This is a genomic window from Mesorhizobium sp. M1066 (assembly GCF_040318635.1).
Taxonomy (GTDB): domain Bacteria; phylum Pseudomonadota; class Alphaproteobacteria; order Rhizobiales; family Rhizobiaceae; genus Mesorhizobium.
Map to the genome: position 1 here is coordinate 152,159 of NZ_JAMYMR010000006.1, position 14,704 is coordinate 166,862.

The 14,704-nt window shown below is 61.3% G+C and carries 14 protein-coding genes; 9 read left to right on the top strand and 5 right to left on the bottom strand.

Features of this window, described 5'->3' with window-relative positions; translation table 11 throughout:
• Positions 1–31: 31 nt before the first annotated feature.
• Positions 32–889 (bottom strand): alpha/beta fold hydrolase, encoded by an 858-nt coding sequence (locus NKH52_RS11800; protein ID WP_352730019.1) that lies wholly within the window; start codon positions 887–889, stop codon positions 32–34.
• Positions 890–1,040: 151 nt separating this feature from the next.
• Between NKH52_RS11800 and NKH52_RS11805 the strand changes: the two genes are divergently transcribed.
• The gene (locus tag NKH52_RS11805) at positions 1,041–1,469 is read left to right on the top strand and encodes a MarR family winged helix-turn-helix transcriptional regulator (RefSeq protein WP_352730021.1); all 429 of its coding nucleotides are present in this window, start codon (positions 1,041–1,043) and stop codon (positions 1,467–1,469) included.
• A 47-nt stretch (positions 1,470–1,516) separates the two neighbouring features.
• On the opposite strand, the gene NKH52_RS11810 is transcribed toward NKH52_RS11805, so the two are convergent.
• A complete protein-coding gene (locus tag NKH52_RS11810) occupies positions 1,517–3,523 on the bottom strand; it encodes a putative bifunctional diguanylate cyclase/phosphodiesterase (protein ID WP_128303836.1) in 2,007 nt (668 codons plus the stop codon).
• A gap of 292 nt (positions 3,524–3,815) precedes the next feature.
• On the opposite strand from NKH52_RS11810, the gene NKH52_RS11815 reads away from it, so the two are divergent.
• The 4 genes from NKH52_RS11815 to ychF all read left to right on the top strand — a co-directional run bounded on the left by NKH52_RS11815 (position 3,816) and on the right by ychF (position 7,684).
• Positions 3,816–4,850, top strand: coding sequence for a class I SAM-dependent methyltransferase (locus NKH52_RS11815; RefSeq protein WP_352730023.1), 1,035 nt, complete (start codon positions 3,816–3,818; stop codon positions 4,848–4,850).
• 248 nt (positions 4,851–5,098) lie between these two features.
• On the top strand, positions 5,099–5,740 hold the full coding sequence (locus tag NKH52_RS11820; RefSeq protein WP_023809827.1) for a 50S ribosomal protein L25/general stress protein Ctc: 642 nt from the start codon (positions 5,099–5,101) through the stop codon (positions 5,738–5,740).
• A gap of 23 nt (positions 5,741–5,763) precedes the next feature.
• Positions 5,764–6,489 carry an aminoacyl-tRNA hydrolase gene (gene pth / locus NKH52_RS11825; protein WP_352730025.1) on the top strand — a complete coding sequence of 242 codons (726 nt, stop codon included), beginning with the start codon at positions 5,764–5,766 and terminating at the stop codon, positions 6,487–6,489.
• Between the two features lie 91 nt (positions 6,490–6,580).
• Positions 6,581–7,684 carry a redox-regulated ATPase YchF gene (ychF, locus tag NKH52_RS11830; RefSeq protein ID WP_352730026.1) on the top strand — a complete coding sequence of 368 codons (1,104 nt, stop codon included), beginning with the start codon at positions 6,581–6,583 and terminating at the stop codon, positions 7,682–7,684.
• Between the two features lie 66 nt (positions 7,685–7,750).
• Here the strand turns inward: ychF and guaD are convergent, their stop codons facing one another.
• Complete coding sequence (gene guaD / locus NKH52_RS11835; protein ID WP_352730028.1) at positions 7,751–9,115, bottom strand: guanine deaminase; 1,365 nt, start codon at positions 9,113–9,115, stop codon at positions 7,751–7,753.
• Between the two features lie 135 nt (positions 9,116–9,250).
• Between guaD and NKH52_RS11840 the strand changes: the two genes are divergently transcribed.
• From NKH52_RS11840 to NKH52_RS11855, 4 genes are all read left to right on the top strand, one after another.
• Positions 9,251–10,585, top strand: a complete 1,335-nt coding sequence (locus NKH52_RS11840) for a uracil-xanthine permease family protein (protein ID WP_352730030.1) — start codon at positions 9,251–9,253, stop codon at positions 10,583–10,585.
• A gap of 234 nt (positions 10,586–10,819) precedes the next feature.
• Positions 10,820–11,794, top strand: a complete 975-nt coding sequence (gene corA / locus NKH52_RS11845) for a magnesium/cobalt transporter CorA (RefSeq protein WP_352730032.1) — start codon at positions 10,820–10,822, stop codon at positions 11,792–11,794.
• 123 nt (positions 11,795–11,917) lie between these two features.
• Positions 11,918–12,394, top strand: coding sequence for a MaoC family dehydratase (locus NKH52_RS11850; RefSeq protein ID WP_023809833.1), 477 nt, complete (start codon positions 11,918–11,920; stop codon positions 12,392–12,394).
• On the top strand, positions 12,391–12,861 hold the full coding sequence (locus tag NKH52_RS11855; protein WP_352730034.1) for a MaoC family dehydratase: 471 nt from the start codon (positions 12,391–12,393) through the stop codon (positions 12,859–12,861). The genes NKH52_RS11850 and NKH52_RS11855 overlap by 4 nt, the downstream gene beginning before the upstream one ends.
• A gap of 45 nt (positions 12,862–12,906) precedes the next feature.
• On the opposite strand, the gene NKH52_RS11860 is transcribed toward NKH52_RS11855, so the two are convergent.
• Both NKH52_RS11860 and NKH52_RS11865 read right to left on the bottom strand, forming a co-directional pair.
• Complete coding sequence (locus tag NKH52_RS11860) at positions 12,907–13,452, bottom strand: adenine phosphoribosyltransferase (protein ID WP_013529989.1); 546 nt, start codon at positions 13,450–13,452, stop codon at positions 12,907–12,909.
• Between the two features lie 9 nt (positions 13,453–13,461).
• Positions 13,462–14,607, bottom strand: coding sequence for an alpha-hydroxy acid oxidase (locus NKH52_RS11865; protein WP_352730159.1), 1,146 nt, complete (start codon positions 14,605–14,607; stop codon positions 13,462–13,464).
• Positions 14,608–14,704 lie beyond the last annotated feature (97 nt).

The window sequence follows — 14,704 nt, forward strand, 5'->3', positions numbered from 1 at the left end:
GGGTGCATTTTTGTAGGCTATTCGGAAAGCCCTATGCCTTGAAGAAGGCCAGCAGGTCGGCGTTGATGACATCGGCATGGGTTGTGGCCATGCCGTGCGGAAAACCCTCGTAGACCTTAAGCTCGCCCTTCTTGAGCAGCTTGATCGTCAGCAGCGCCGAGTCGGCGATCGGAACGATCTGGTCGTCGTCTCCGTGCATGACCAGGACCGGCACGTCGATTGCCTTCAGATCCTCCGTGAAGTCGGTTTCCGAGAACGCCTTGATACAATCATAATGCGCCTTGGTGCCGCCCATCATGCCCTGGCGCCACCAATTGTCGATGACGCCCTGCGAGATGTCCGCGCCCGGGCGGTTGAACCCATAGAATGGACCGGCGGGAACATCGCGGAAGAACTGGGCGCGATTGGCTGCCTGGGCAGAGCGGAAGCCGTCGAACACTTCGATCGGCAGGCCGCCGGGATTGGCGGCAGTCTTGAGCATGATTGGCGGCACCGCGCCGATCAGCACCGCCTTGGCGACACGGCCGCCGGCGCCATACTTGGCGACATAACGCGCCACTTCGCCGCCGCCGGTCGAATGGCCGACATGGATGGCGTTCTTGAGGTCCAGATGGGCTGCGAGTTCCGCGACGTCGGCGGCATAGGTATCCATCTCGTTGCCGATATCGGTCTGGGTCGAGCGGCCGTGGCCACGACGATCATGTGCAATGACACGGTAGCCCTGTGACAGGAAGAACAGCATCTGAGCGTCCCAATCGTCGCTGCTCAACGGCCAGCCGTGATGAAAGACGACAGGCTGCCCGGTCCCCCAGTCCTTGTAGTAAATCTGCGTTCCGTCCTTGGTGGTGATCGTACCGCTGCCGGAACTGGGCTTGGTTTGCGAGGTCATCTCAATCTCCTTCAATTGTTTTCGCGATAAACAATATCGCGATAATGATAGAGCTAGCTCAGTCCAAAACGCTTGTCCACGAAAATATATATCGCGATATCATTTTTCGTGGTATCGAATTGATGGCCGTATCGGCAAGAAGGAATTCGCCGTGCCTCTCCCTTTGGATAACCAGCTCTGTTTCACGCTCTATGCCACCAGCATGGCGATCAATCGCACTTACAAGCCGATGCTGGATGAGATGGGCATCACCTATCCGCAGTACCTGGTACTGAACGCACTTGGAGAGGCTGACGGCATGTCGGTCGGCACCATCGCCCACAGGCTCGCTCTGGAATCGAGCACCGTCACGCCGCTGGTAAAGCGAATGGAGCAGGCCGGGCTGGTGACACGCCAGCGCAGCCAGACCGACGAACGCCAGGTGCAGGTCGATCTGACATTAGCCGGGCGCGGGCTGCTGGTCCAATGCAACTGCCTGAATGAGACCTTGATTGAGCGCTCGGGCATGAAGCTGGCCGAGCTCGATGCCTTGAACCGGCAGATCCAGGCGCTACGCAACGCGTTGATTGGCGACCGGTAGCACGGCTTTTGACGGCGGCTAAGCCAAACGTCGGAAAGAGGCCACCATCATGCGGACTTAAGCACGGCAAATGACCGTTTGCGCATGGCCCGCTTTGCCTGGAAACTGACGGCGGGAGCGGGGCGGCCGACATGGAAGCCCTGGATCTTGTCTATGCCGAATTCGCGCATCAAGACCATCTGCTCGTCGGTTTCCACCCCTTCGACCAGGATCTTGTGGCCGCGATTTCGGACCAGGGTGATAATGTCCTGCAGCATTGCCTTGCCGCTCGGGGAGCTGCAGTCGTGAAGAAACGAGCGGTCGATCTTCACCGTATCGAAATCGATCAGGCGAAGCCACGAAAGGCCCGCGAAGCCCGTCCCGAAATCATCGAGCCATATCTTGATCCCGAGCAGCTTCAGGTCGCTGATGCAGCGCAGGATGTCCGAATGCATCTCCATCTCCAGCCCTTCGGTGATCTCGAAGGCCAGTCTGCTGCCGGCGACGCGGGTCTCGCCCAGAATGGTCGCGACAGACGTTGCGAAGCCCGGGGTCTTGAGCTGGATCGGGGAGACGTTGACACTGACGACATGGACGTGATCGTCTGCCAGGAGCTCGGCGCACACTGTCCTTATCGCCCAGCGCCCGAGTTCCAGGATCGCGCCGGTTCGTTCGGCGACGGGAATGAACAGGCTCGGCGGAACCGATGTGCCGTCCAGCATCTTGAGGCGCATCAGAGCCTCCACCGCTTCAACCCGGTCCGATTTGACATCCTGGATGGGCTGGTAAACGAGTGAAACGAGATTCTGGCCGATCGCGATCTTCAGCAAGGCCGCAATGTTCTCACTCTCGTCGCTGCTTTGCGGATCGGTTGGATCGAACAGCCGGGCACAATTTCGGCCGCCGGCTTTTGCCAGGTAGAGAGCGCGATCGGCCTCGTGGATGATCTTCTCCAGCTTGGCCCCGGTCTGCGTCCTGGTGAATGCGGCGCCAACGCTCACCGTTACGATCGAGACGCCGTCGCGCCGGAGCTCGTGGGTAAGCGCCAGGTTCTCCACCGTGCTGCAAATGGCTTCCGCGATGTTCAGGATCTGCTCTTTTGTCTCCATGCGCGCCAGGACGATGAACTCTTCGCCGCCGTAGCGGCCTATGGAACCATTATACTGTTTGATCATCTCGCTAAGGGCATTGGCGACATGGATCAGGCAGCGGTCGCCTTCCTGGTGGCCGTAGCAGTCGTTGAATTTCTTGAAGAAGTCCACGTCGATGAGGATCGCCCCGAAGCTGGTGCCGACCTTTTGCCAATCGCTCCAGTAGTCCCGCAGCTTCTCGTCGATCGCGCGCCGGTTCTCCAGACCTGTAAGCGGATCGGTCCGCGACAACCTCAGCAGGGCCTTGCCGCGTTCGGTCGCCTCATTGTGCTGGATCTTGGCTTCCAGGGCATTCAGAAAGACGTTGTAGCGTTCCTCATTTAGTTTCCAGTTCACATACGAGGTGAACGTGAAACAAGAAACATAGAAAGCCCCAAACACCATTTTGTATGTGAGGGTTGAAGGAACAAAGTAGTTTACAATGTAAAGTATACATAAAATTATTGCGGAAGTTACGATAGAAAGCTTGAAATTGAACGTAAAGAAAAGATTGGCGCTCATCATGAATATGGTCCCAAAGACCATATAGTAAGAGACACTTTCCTTGTCCGCGCCCATAATCGCCGGACACAGCCAACCAACATAGCCAAAGATAATGGCCCCGGCGCAGGTCACGTCGAGCCATTCCGTCCCGACGCCATGGCGAAGCTGCGCTTCCAGGATCAAAAGCGCGCTCAATCCGACCGTGAAGCGCGCCGTGATCGTATAGGCGGCCACATCCGGGATCAGCAGCAGATCGGTTGCCGAAAACAAGAGATAGATCGCAACCGCGATCCAAAGCCCTGGCCTGGCTTCCCCTCTTCGCGTCGCCTGCGCTTCCGTGCGGTAAAGGGTGCGAAGCTCGTCGGCCCCCAGTTCGTAGCGCGGCTCGTACGGCTCCGCATCAACCGCATCGACCAATACGGATGACAGGTGTTCGTTCATCACAATAGACCCCGTTTGAAAGGGATTTTGTTTTCCGAACTCATTTCCAGCTTCTGCCCCCACGCGGGCCGGCTCCTTGGACGCGACGGCGATTGCGACGCCGGGCAAACAAATGCAATCGCGCAAGACAAGTTTCCGTTAACTCGAACCCGGAATTCGGGCCGAAAGCCGTCTAAAGAGGAACATGGTTGGCGGGAAATTAATCATAACGATAAAATGCCGTCGGCTCGACATTGGCAAAGGGAGCATTCTACGCAATAAGTTAACCGACTGTTAACTATGGAGTGATGGCGTGCAGACCGTTCTTGATGGCAAAAGCTTGATTACTGCCGAGATGCTCGCCGGCACGCTGCCTCGGGGAAAGCTCGAGCATCATGGCGAAGCGTTCGAAACCGCGCGTGCTGAGCTGGCCCTCATTCTCCACGCGACACAGCAGCAGGTCGAACAGGACAAGAACCCGGCCGAGATCGTCGGTCGCTTGCTGTCCTTTCTGAATGGCCTGCATTCCAAGGTTCATCCCGACGTCTGGCATGCGTTGATACCGGTCGCGCAGAGCCATCCGATCCTGAAGTATTTTCTCGAGGATCCGCTGACGCACTGGTCGTTCACCAAGCCCAGGGGCTATTCCGGCGACGCGCAGTTGCTTGATTACATCTATTGCGATCCGCATGTGGCAGAGAGCGTGGCCAACGCCTCGGAGATCGGCAAGGCCCTGTACAGCCATACCCAGAACGTACCGTCATGCGTCGCCGCACGGGAACGACGCGACCTCCTGACCCGATATGTCGACGAGATTGCGGTCAAGAATGGGCCGCAAACCGAGGTCCTGGCGATCGCGGCCGGCCATTTGCGGGAAGCCAATCGTTCGGTCGCCCTGACGGAGGGCCGGCTCAAGCGCTGGGTTGCGCTCGACCAGGACCCCCAGAGTGTTGGGCTGATCGCGCGCGACTTCCAGGGCACCGCGGTCGAAGCCATCGACGGCTCGGTGCGAACCGTGCTCACGCGAGGCCACAAGCTCGGCAAATTCGACTTCATTTACGCCTCTGGCCTTTACGACTACCTCGCCCACAACGTCGCCGTGAAACTCACGAAGACCTGCCTGCAGATGTTGAAGCCGAACGGCACCTTCCTGTTTGCGAACTACGCCGAGGGCACGCCTGACGCCGGCTACCGGGAGACATTCATGGACTGGGTGTTGCTGCTGCGGTCGGAGGTCGATATGTGGAACATCGTCAATGCCAGCGTCGACCGCAACACCGTCGAGGCGCAGGTGTTCTTCGGCGAGAACCGCAACGTGCTCTATGCCGTCATCGAAAAGCGCGGATAGCGACCGCCTGGCTGCATCAAGCCGGACGTGCCTTTGGCTTGCACCTCCGGCCGCCTTCCGCTATAGAGCCGCCACCCGCGTAGACACCCTTGGAGGCAACGCGGCGGAAGGCCGCCTTCCCGCATGATCCCGAAAAGTGGATTCCGGTTTTCGGACCAGATCATGCATGGGTATGTCGGCTTTCGACGTTTACGGTCCAGGCACTCTGCCAACCGTGAGCGCTCCAGAACAAACCGAAAGGAAATGCCATGAGCCACGACACTTACGAGCTCAAGGCCGAAGCACGCGAACAGGTCGGTAAGGGGTCCGCCCGTGCAGTTCGCCGCAACGGTAAAGTGCCTGCAGTAATCTATGGTGACAAGCAGCCTCCCCTGGCTATCGCGCTCACCTACAAGGACATCTACTACAAGATCCATGGCGGCGGGTTCCTGACCACGATCGCCACGATCGATGTCGACGGCAAGAAGATCCAGGTCCTGCCGAAGGACTTCCAGCTCGACCCGGTCAAGGATTTCCCTGTCCATGTCGACTTCCTGCGCATCGGCAAGGACACCCAGGTCAATGTCGACGTGCCTGTCCACTTCATCAACGAGGACAAGTCGCCCGGCATCAAGCGCGGCGGCGTGCTCAACATCGTGCGTCACGAAGTCGAGTTCCACTGCCCGGCCAATGCGATCCCGGAGTTCATCACCGTCGATCTCACCGGCGCCAACATCGGCGACTCGATCCACATCTCGGCGGTCAAGCTGCCGGCTGGCGTCAAGCCTGTGATCTCCGACCGCGACTTCACCATCGCGACCATTGCCGGTTCGTCGGCGATGAAGCCGGAGACGGAAGAGACGGCTGAAGCGGCTGCACCTGAAGCGGCTCCTGCCGCCGAAGAGAAGTAACTCTTTCACGCCCGGAGCAGGCGATGCTGCTGTTTGCAGGTCTCGGCAATCCGGGCGCGAAATACGCTGACAACCGCCACAATGTCGGTTTCATGGCGGCGGACGCAATCGCCCGCCGCCATTCCTTTTCGCCTTGGTCGAAGAAATTCCAGGGCCTGATTTCCGAGGGCACGCTCGGCGGCGAAAAAATCGTCCTGATCAAGCCGCAGACCTTCATGAACCTGTCCGGCCAGTCGGTCGGCGAAGCACTGCGCTTCTACAAGCTTGAGCTTTCCGCGCTCACCGTCTTCTATGACGAGATCGACCTTGCCGAAGGCAAGCTGCGCATCAAGACCGGTGGCGGCGCCGGCGGCCACAACGGCATCCGCTCGATCGACGGCCATGTCGGCAACGCCTATCGCCGCGTACGCATCGGCGTCGGCCATCCCGGCGTCAAGGAAATGGTCCAGCACCATGTGCTCGGCAATTTCGCCAAAGCCGACCGCGAATGGCTCGACCCGCTGCTCGACGCGATCGCCGACAACGCCGCCATGATCGCCAAGGGCGACGAGTCCGGCTTCATGAACAAGGCCAGCCTCGCCGTCCAGGGTAAGTCCGGCTCGGAACCGGAAAAGCCGGCGCCGAAGCAGCCGGCGCACAAGCAGCAAAGTCATGTCCGCCAAGCACGGCCTCAACAGCCGGTGGTCAAGCTGCCGGAAAGCGGTCCAATGGCCGCCATGCTGAAGAAGCTGTTCGGCGGCAAGGACTGAGCATCAAGGGGACCGAAGGGCTTGACGTTGATCACCCCTATCGCCCATAGCCCTGATCAAATTTCTATTTTCCCGATAGGACCGAACAAAAATGGGTTTCAAATGCGGCATCGTTGGCTTGCCCAACGTCGGCAAGTCGACGCTTTTCAACGCGTTGACCAGAACGGCTGCGGCGCAAGCCGCCAACTATCCATTCTGCACCATCGAACCGAACACCGGTGAGGTGGCGGTGCCAGATCCGCGCCTGCAGAAGATCGCGGCGATCGCCAAGTCGAAGGAGATCATCCCGACTCGCATCTCTTTCGTCGACATTGCCGGTCTGGTGCGCGGTGCCTCGAAGGGCGAAGGCCTGGGCAACCAGTTTCTCGCCAACATCCGTGAGGTCGACGCCATCGTGCATGTGCTGCGCTGCTTCGAGGATGACGACATCACCCATGTCGAGGGCCGCATCGACCCCGTCGCCGATGCCGAGACGGTCGAAACCGAGCTGATGCTCGCCGACCTCGACAGCCTCGAACGCCGCATCGTTCAATTCCGCAAGCGCGCCGGCAGCAAGGACAAGGAAGCGACGACCGTGCTGCCGCTGATGGAGGCAGCGCTCGAGCTGCTGCAGGCCGGCAAGCCGACCCGCATCCTGCTCAAGGGCATCTCGACCGAAGATCTGCGCATCCTGCAGGGTCTGAACCTCTTGACCTCGCACCCCGTGCTCTATGTCTGCAATGTCGCCGAGGCCGACGCCGCCACCGGCAACGAGCACACCAGCGCCGTGGAAAAGATGGCGGCCGCGCAGGGCGCCGGCACCGTGGTGATCTCGGCGGCGATCGAGGCGGAAGTCGCCCAGCTCTCCGACGAGGAAGAAATGGAATTCCTGTCGTCGCTGGGCCTCGACGAACCCGGCCTGAACAAGGTCATCCGCGCCGGCTACGACCTGTTGCATCTCATCACCTATTTCACCGCCGGGCCGAAGGAGACGCGCGCCTGGACCATCCATAAGGGCGACAAGGCGCCGCAGGCCGCCGGTGTCATTCACACCGATTTCGAGCGCGGCTTCATCCGCGCCCAGACCATCTCCTACAACGACTTCGTCACACTGGGCGGCGAAGTGGCGGCCAAGGAAGCCGGCAAGGCGCGCGACGAAGGCAAGGAATATGTCGTCCAGGACGGGGACGTGCTGTTGTTCAAGTTCAACACCTGATGTGACGGATGTCACGCCGCCGTGGCGGCGTGATCAGCGCCCTCTCCGGCTAGCCCGGGAAACCAGCTATTGCCCAACTACCCTCCGGCCACTCACCCAGACCGTGGCGATGTTGGCCCGCGCTGCGTTGAGCACGATCTTCTGGAATATCTCCTCAAGCGTATCGTCGGCCATGCCGATGTGGATGTTCGATGCCCTGGCGCTGGTGTCGATCAGCAGCGCGTCAAACTCATAGCCGACGCGAAAATTGCCCGTCGGCAGATCAAGTGCTTCCGCACCGCCGGCGGTCGCCAGCCAGAACGCCTCCTGGTGCGTGATGGGTTCGCCGGGCGCACCGCGTTGCTCCGGCGGCAGGCCGGCATGCACACCGCTTTGCAGCGTCCTCGACGCTGACAATGCATGTCGGCAGCCATCGAACAGTGACGGGCTGTAGCCTCCGGAAATGTCGGTTCCGAGCCCGACGTGCATGTGCCGGTCAAGTGCTGCGCGCAGCGGAAATGCGGCATTGGCGAAATAGAAATTGGACAGCGGGCAATGGGCAACACCCGCGCCCCTCTCCTCTATGAGGTCCATATCCTGCTCATCGATGAAATTCGAATGCGCCAGGATCGTATGCCGGGTGAGCAGGCCGAAACCATCAAGGTTTGCCGCATCGGTGCGGCCGAAGCGCGTCTCGACGAACTGCTTTGCCCAGTCGCTCTCCGAGCAATGCGTCTGCACGTGGCAGCCGAATTCGGTTGCCAGCTCGCCGAGTCCTTGCAGCGCCGCATCCGTGCAGCTTGGGATGAAGCGCGGTGTGATCGCCGGCTGGACGAGCGGCCTGTCGCGCGGATCCAGCACCTGGACCGCCTCGATGAACCGTCTGGTGTCCGACACCGCGCTTGCCGCATCGGCATCGCGGTAGAAGGGTGGGCACTGCTCTGGATCATCCATCACCACCTTGCCGACAAGCGCGCGCTGCCCCTTCTCAAGACAGGTCTCGGCGAGCACCAGGCTTGCGTCGACATGGATCGTGGCGAAATAGAGCGCCGTGGTGGTGCCGTTCGCCAGCAAATTGTCGACCAGATCGGCATAGACCTCGCGGGCATAGTCGACGTCGGCGTAGCGCGCTTCGAGCGGAAAGGTGTATTTCTGCAGCCAGACTTCGAGCGGCACATCCAGCGCCTTGCCCATCTGCGGCCATTGCGGCGCATGGATATGCAGGTCGATAAGACCGGGCAGCAGGAACTGACCATTGGCAAGCTCAACCAGCGTGCCCGCCTGGCGGGCAGCGTTCTGCCTGACCTCGTACTCGCGATGATCCGGCGCCAGCATTTCCGCGATGCGCCCCTGTGCATCGACGCTGAACAGATGATCCTTCAGCACCTCCAGCCTGCCGCGTTGGGGCGTGTGGAAGGCGGTGCCGAGCAGCGTGAAGGGTTCTCTCGTCATTGCGGCTCCGGTTAGGCTAACGGTCTGCTTGGCCTACAAAAAAACAGTTGGCAAATGTTGTGGCCGCTGTCCTTCGGCCTCGACTGATCCCATGGTTGAGCGGGAATTTCCAGAGGGGCCAGAAGGGAACAGTATATGGAACGCGTTGCGCCAGAGATCACATTGATTGCCCAGCCGGACGATCCGCTGCCATGGGGGAAGGCAGCGCTGCTCGGCCTCCAGCACGTGCTGGCGATGGACGTCTACATCGTGCCGTTCATCATCGCGTCGGTGCTCGCCTTCAGCGTCGGCGATGCCGGCGCCTTCATCCAGTCTGCATTCGTCGCGGCGGGCATCGCCACACTGATCCAGTCGCAGCTCTTGATGCGGCTGCCGGTCGTACAGGGGCCGTCCTTCGTCCCGATCGGCGCGGTGCTGGCCATCGCATTCGGAGCGGGCGGCGGCATCGGCGGCCTTTCCGCCGTGGTCGGAGCGCTCATTCCGGGCGCCATACTGGTCATGCTGCTCGGGTCGCCGACCAGGATCTTCCATCGCCTCGTCAACCGCTTCGTACCACCCATCGTCGGCGGCGCGATCATCATCGTCGTCGGCGTCGCCTTGATGCCGGTGGCGCTCAAGGAGAGCGTGTTCGCGGTCCACGGCACCGCCACGGTCGGCGGCAACATCGTCCTCGCTTTTGTCGCCGCTGCCTTCCTCGTCGGCTGCATGCTGACCGGCATGGCACTTGGCGCGAAGGGCGCCTGGCTGCGCCTGCTGTCCGTGATCATCGCCCTGGTGGCAGGCAGCGTGGCCGCCGCCTTCATGGGCCAGTTGAACATGGCGGGCGTTGCGGACGCGACATGGTTTTCCATGCCGCGAATCGCCTTCCTCAATCTCGACGTGACGTTCTCGCTGTCGGCGACACTGACGATGCTGATCGTCTATATCGTCGTTCTCGCCGAAACCACCGGCACCTGGTTCGCCGTCGGCGCCGTCATCGACAAGCCGCTGTCAGACGAGCAGCTCGACAGGGGCGCGACAGGTGAAGGCCTCGGCTGCCTGGTCAGCGCGCTGCTGTGCAGCACCCCGGTGACCGGCTATTCGTCCAATGCCGGCATCATTGCCATCACCGGCATTGCCAGCCGCGCCGCCTTTGCCGCCGCCGGCATCTTCCTGGTGCTGTTCGGGCTGATCGGCAAGCTTTCGGCGGTCATCGCCTCGATACCGGGGCCTGTCATCGGCGGCGTTTTCGGCGTCCTCTGCGTCGTCATCGCCATGAACGGTTTCCGCGTCGTGCGCGGTACACCCCTGACCGAGCGCAACATGCTGGTCATCGGTCTGCCGATCCTGATGGCGCTGTTTGCCACGCTGGCGCCGCCGGATTTCGTCAAGACGCTCCCCGACCTCGTGCAGTACATCCTCGGCTCATCGATCGCCTTCGGCGCGGTCTGGGCCATCGTGCTGCACCAGATCCTGCCAAACTCCCGGTAGACGTATCCTAAGATGGCGGGCGGCAATGTGCCGTCCGCTATCTCTCTGCATCGTTGACAGCACTTGCCGTTGACCTGTTTTGCGGGCGGCATGGCCTGCCTTGACCTTGTCACATCACGGGTCTAATCGGCTGGGGCACGCGGTCGGCTTTCGGCGAAAGTGTCCGTCTCGTGCAATCCAACACGACGCGTCAATCCGAACGCACCCTTTGGCCCCAGCAAGGGATATCAGGCGATGATCAAGGCCTTCGTCGTGGACAATGACCGCCTGCGCGTCGTCGACGATCTCCTGGCAAACAGCGAGACCATCGTCTGGGCGGACCTGTTCAACCCGACAAAGGAAGAGGAAGCAACGATCGAGAGCTGGCTCGGCGTTGCCATTCCGACGCGCGAGGAGATGGAGGAGATCGAGATTTCGAGCCGCCTCTATGTCGAGGACGGCGCCTATTTCATGACCGCCACCCTGCCCGCCCAGACCGAGGTCGACGATCCCTTGATGTCGCCGGTCACCTTCGTGCTTGCCGGCACAAGGCTGATCACGGTGCGCTACCACGAACCGAAAGCTTTCAAGACCTTTCCGCAGCGCGCCGAAAAGGTGGCGACCGGCTGCACCAGCGGCGACACCATCCTGATCGGCTTGCTGGAGGCGATCGTCGATCGTCTCGCCGATATCCTTGAGCGCGCCGGCCGCGACATCGAGGCTATCTCGCGCGATATATTCGAGGCGCGATCGACCAAGGTTTCCAAGCGCAATCGCGACTTCCAGGAACTCCTGAAAGCCATCGGCCGCAAGGAGGACATCGCGTCTTCGATCCGCGACAGCCTGATCTCGCTGCAGCGCCTGGCAGGCTTTTTCGCCCATGCCTCGACCCGCACCAAGATGAGCAAGGACACCAAGGCGCGCATCAAGACGCTGTCGCGCGATGTGCTGTCGCTGGCCGACCACGCCACCTTCCTGTCGCAGAAGATCTCCTTCCTGCTAGACGCCACGCTCGGCATGATCTCGATCGAGCAGAACGCCATCATCAAGATCTTCTCGGTCGCCGCCGTCATCTTCCTGCCGCCGACTTTGGTCGCCTCGATCTACGGCATGAATTTCGACATCATCCCCGAGTTGAAATGGCAACTTGGCTATCCCTTCGCCATCGCCATGATGGTGCTGTCGGCGATCCTGCCCTTCTGGTACTTCCGCCGCCGCGGCTGGCTCTGAGTGGCCCTGTCGACTGGCTGCCACAGGCTGGCGCAGTAGAAATCGCTTGACCAAATGAACGCCGGCCTGCATCCGGAAACCCCGATCCTGGGGATCGCGGGTCGACAAGCCGGATTCCAGACCATGACTGCAGAGATAAAAACATGGGCCTATGAGGACTTCATCGAGGGCGCATCGATCGACCTCGGCTCGAAACTCGTGAGTGCCGCCGAGATCGTCGAATTCGCCGGAGAATTCGACCCGCAGCCGATGCATCTCGACGAGGAAGCTGGCAAGGCCAGCATCCTTGGCGGGCTGGCCGCCTCGGGCTGGCACACCTGCGCCATGTTCATGCGCATGCTGTGCGATGCGTTCCTGCTGGACTCGACCTGCCAGGGCGCGCCCGGAGTCGATCAGGTCAAATGGAAGAAGCCGGTCCTGGCCGGCGACCAACTGACCGGCACCCTGATGGTTATTGCCAAGCGCCTGTCGAAATCGAAGCCGCAACTCGGCTTCGTCACCATGCGCAGCGAACTGTTCAACCAGCGTGGCGAAAGCGTCTTCGAGCTCGAGAACTCCGTCATGTTCCTCACGCGCGATGCCGCGGGGAGCCAAGCATGACACTGGACGAGTTCTTCCGTATCGGCACCACCGTCACGCTCGGCTCGCACACATTCGAGCCCGAGGCGATCAAGGCCTTCGCCCGTAAGTACGACCCGCAAATCTTCCACATCGACGAGGAGGCCGCGAAGAAAAGCGTGCTCGACGGCCTCTGCGCGTCTGGCTGGCACACGGCCGCGACCTGGATGAAACTCAATCTGGAAAACCGTATGGACGCCGAGGTCGCTGCGTGGAGCGGTCCCGGTCCAGTGCCGGAATTCGGCCCCTCGCCCGGCTTCAAGAATCTGAAATGGCTGAAGCCGGTCTATGCCGGGCAAACCATCACCTTCACGCGCACCGCGCTGTCGCACCGCCCAATCGCCTCACGCCCCGGTTGGCGGCTGCTGGCGCTGCGTTCGGAAGCTTTCGATTCCACCGGCGACAAGGTGCTCGAGTTCGAAAGCGCCGTTCTGGTGAAGGCCGAGTAACACCACTTTCCCTCTCCCTTCTTGTAGGAGAAGGGAGAGCACTCCTCAATGTCCTTCGAACCCAATCAGCGTCCTGACCGGCACACCGAGCGCTTCGAGCTTGGCGCGGCCGCCGAGGTCCGGCAGGTCGATGACGAAGCAGGCGGCGAGGATGTCGGCGCCGATCTGGCGCAGCAGCTTGACCGCGGCTTCAGCCGTGCCGCCGGTGGCGATCAGATCGTCGACCAGGATCACCTTCTCGCCCGGAGCAACGCCGTCCTTGTGCATCTCCATTTCGTCCAGTCCGTATTCCAGGCTGTAGGCGACGCGCACCGTTTCGTAGGGCAGCTTGCCTTTCTTGCGGATCGGCACGAAACCGGCCGAGAGCTGATGGGCGACGGCGCCGCCAAGGATGAATCCACGTGCCTCGATGCCGGCGATCTTGTCGATCTTCTGGCCGGCATAGGGATGCACCAGTTCGTCGATGGCGCGGCGGAAGGCGCGCGCATTGCCGAGCAGCGTGGTGATGTCGCGAAACAGGATGCCGGGCTTGGGATAATCCGGAATGGTGCGGATCGCGGCGAGCAATGTGTCTTCGAGGGAGGATTTCATGGGTCGAGATTACCTGAAACGGAGGTTGTTGCGCGACAATTGTTCGATCGAACTGCAGCCCATCAGCTTCATGCCGCGTTCGATCTCGACCCGCATCTGTTCAAGCGCCCGTTCGACGCCGGGCTGGCCGGCCGCCGCGAGCGGAAACAGATAATAGCGTCCGACGCCGACGGCCTTGGCACCGAGCGACAGCGCCTTCAGCACATGGGTGCCGCGCTGCACGCCGCCATCCATGATGACGTCGATCCTGTCGCCAACGGCGTCGACGATCTCGGCAAGCTGATCGAACGCCGCCCGCGAGCCATCCAGCTGCCGCCCGCCATGGTTCGACAGCACGATGCCGCTGCAGCCGATGTCGACGGCGCGTCTTGCATCCTCCACCGACATGACGCCCTTGAGGCAGAACGGACCCGACCAAAGCTTGACCATCTCGGCCACGTCGTCCCACGTCATCGACGGGTCTAGCATCTCGGTGAAGTAGCGGCTGATCGACATCGTGCCGCCGCCCATGTCGACATGCTCGTCGAGCTGCGGCAGCTTGAACCCCTCATGGGTGAAATAGTTGATCGCCCAGGCCGGCTTGAGCGCGAACTGTGCCATTCCGGCGAGATTGAGCTTGAAGGGAATGGCAAAGCCGGTGCGTTTGTCGCGCTCGCGGTTTCCCCCGGTGATGCTGTCGACGGTCAGCATCATCACCTCGACGCCAACCGACTTTGCGCGCTGCATCATCGCCCGGTTGAGGCCGCGATCCCGGTGGAAATAGAACTGGTAGACCTGTGGGCTGCTGCTGATGCCGCGCGCCTCCTCAAGGCTGACGGTGCCAAGCGAGGAGACGCCGAACATGGTGCCGTATTTGGCGGCGGCCCTGGCGACCGCGCGCTCACCCTGATGGTGGAACAGGCGCTGCAAGGCGGTCGGCGAGCAATAGAACGGCATCGCCAGCTTCTGGCCCATGACCGTCACCGACATGTCGACCTCGCTCACTCCGCGCAGCACGTTGGGAACAAGGTCGCAGGTCTCGAAGCTTTCGGTGTTGCGGCGATAGGTGACCTCATCGTCGGCCGCGCCGTCGATGTAGTTGAAGATCGGCCCGGGCAGCCGCTGCTGTGCCATCCGCCGGAAGTCGGAAAAGTTGTGACAGTCGCTGAGCCGCATCATCGAATTCCAAAGGCCATGGCGGGACGAGCTTCTCGCCACCGTTCGATGCGTCGAATATCAACCTGATACCGCCATGCCAACGGACTAATTGCCG

Excerpts from the sequence above, each read along its gene's own strand:
- NKH52_RS11800 (WP_352730019.1), bottom strand. The coding sequence starts at position 889 with ATGACCTCGCAAACCAAGCCCAGTTCCGGCAGCGGTACGATCACCACC.
- NKH52_RS11810 (WP_128303836.1), bottom strand. The coding sequence starts at position 3,523 with ATGAACGAACACCTGTCATCCGTATTGGTCGATGCGGTTGATGCGGAG.
- NKH52_RS11820 (WP_023809827.1), top strand. The coding sequence starts at position 5,099 with ATGAGCCACGACACTTACGAGCTCAAGGCCGAAGCACGCGAACAGGTC.
- pth (WP_352730025.1), top strand. The coding sequence starts at position 5,764 with ATGCTGCTGTTTGCAGGTCTCGGCAATCCGGGCGCGAAATACGCTGAC.
- ychF (WP_352730026.1), top strand. The coding sequence starts at position 6,581 with ATGGGTTTCAAATGCGGCATCGTTGGCTTGCCCAACGTCGGCAAGTCG.
- guaD (WP_352730028.1), bottom strand. The coding sequence starts at position 9,115 with ATGACGAGAGAACCCTTCACGCTGCTCGGCACCGCCTTCCACACGCCC.
- NKH52_RS11840 (WP_352730030.1), top strand. The coding sequence starts at position 9,251 with ATGGAACGCGTTGCGCCAGAGATCACATTGATTGCCCAGCCGGACGAT.
- corA (WP_352730032.1), top strand. The coding sequence starts at position 10,820 with ATGATCAAGGCCTTCGTCGTGGACAATGACCGCCTGCGCGTCGTCGAC.
- NKH52_RS11850 (WP_023809833.1), top strand. The coding sequence starts at position 11,918 with ATGACTGCAGAGATAAAAACATGGGCCTATGAGGACTTCATCGAGGGC.
- NKH52_RS11855 (WP_352730034.1), top strand. The coding sequence starts at position 12,391 with ATGACACTGGACGAGTTCTTCCGTATCGGCACCACCGTCACGCTCGGC.
- NKH52_RS11860 (WP_013529989.1), bottom strand. The coding sequence starts at position 13,452 with ATGAAATCCTCCCTCGAAGACACATTGCTCGCCGCGATCCGCACCATT.
- NKH52_RS11865 (WP_352730159.1), bottom strand. The coding sequence starts at position 14,607 with ATGCGGCTCAGCGACTGTCACAACTTTTCCGACTTCCGGCGGATGGCA.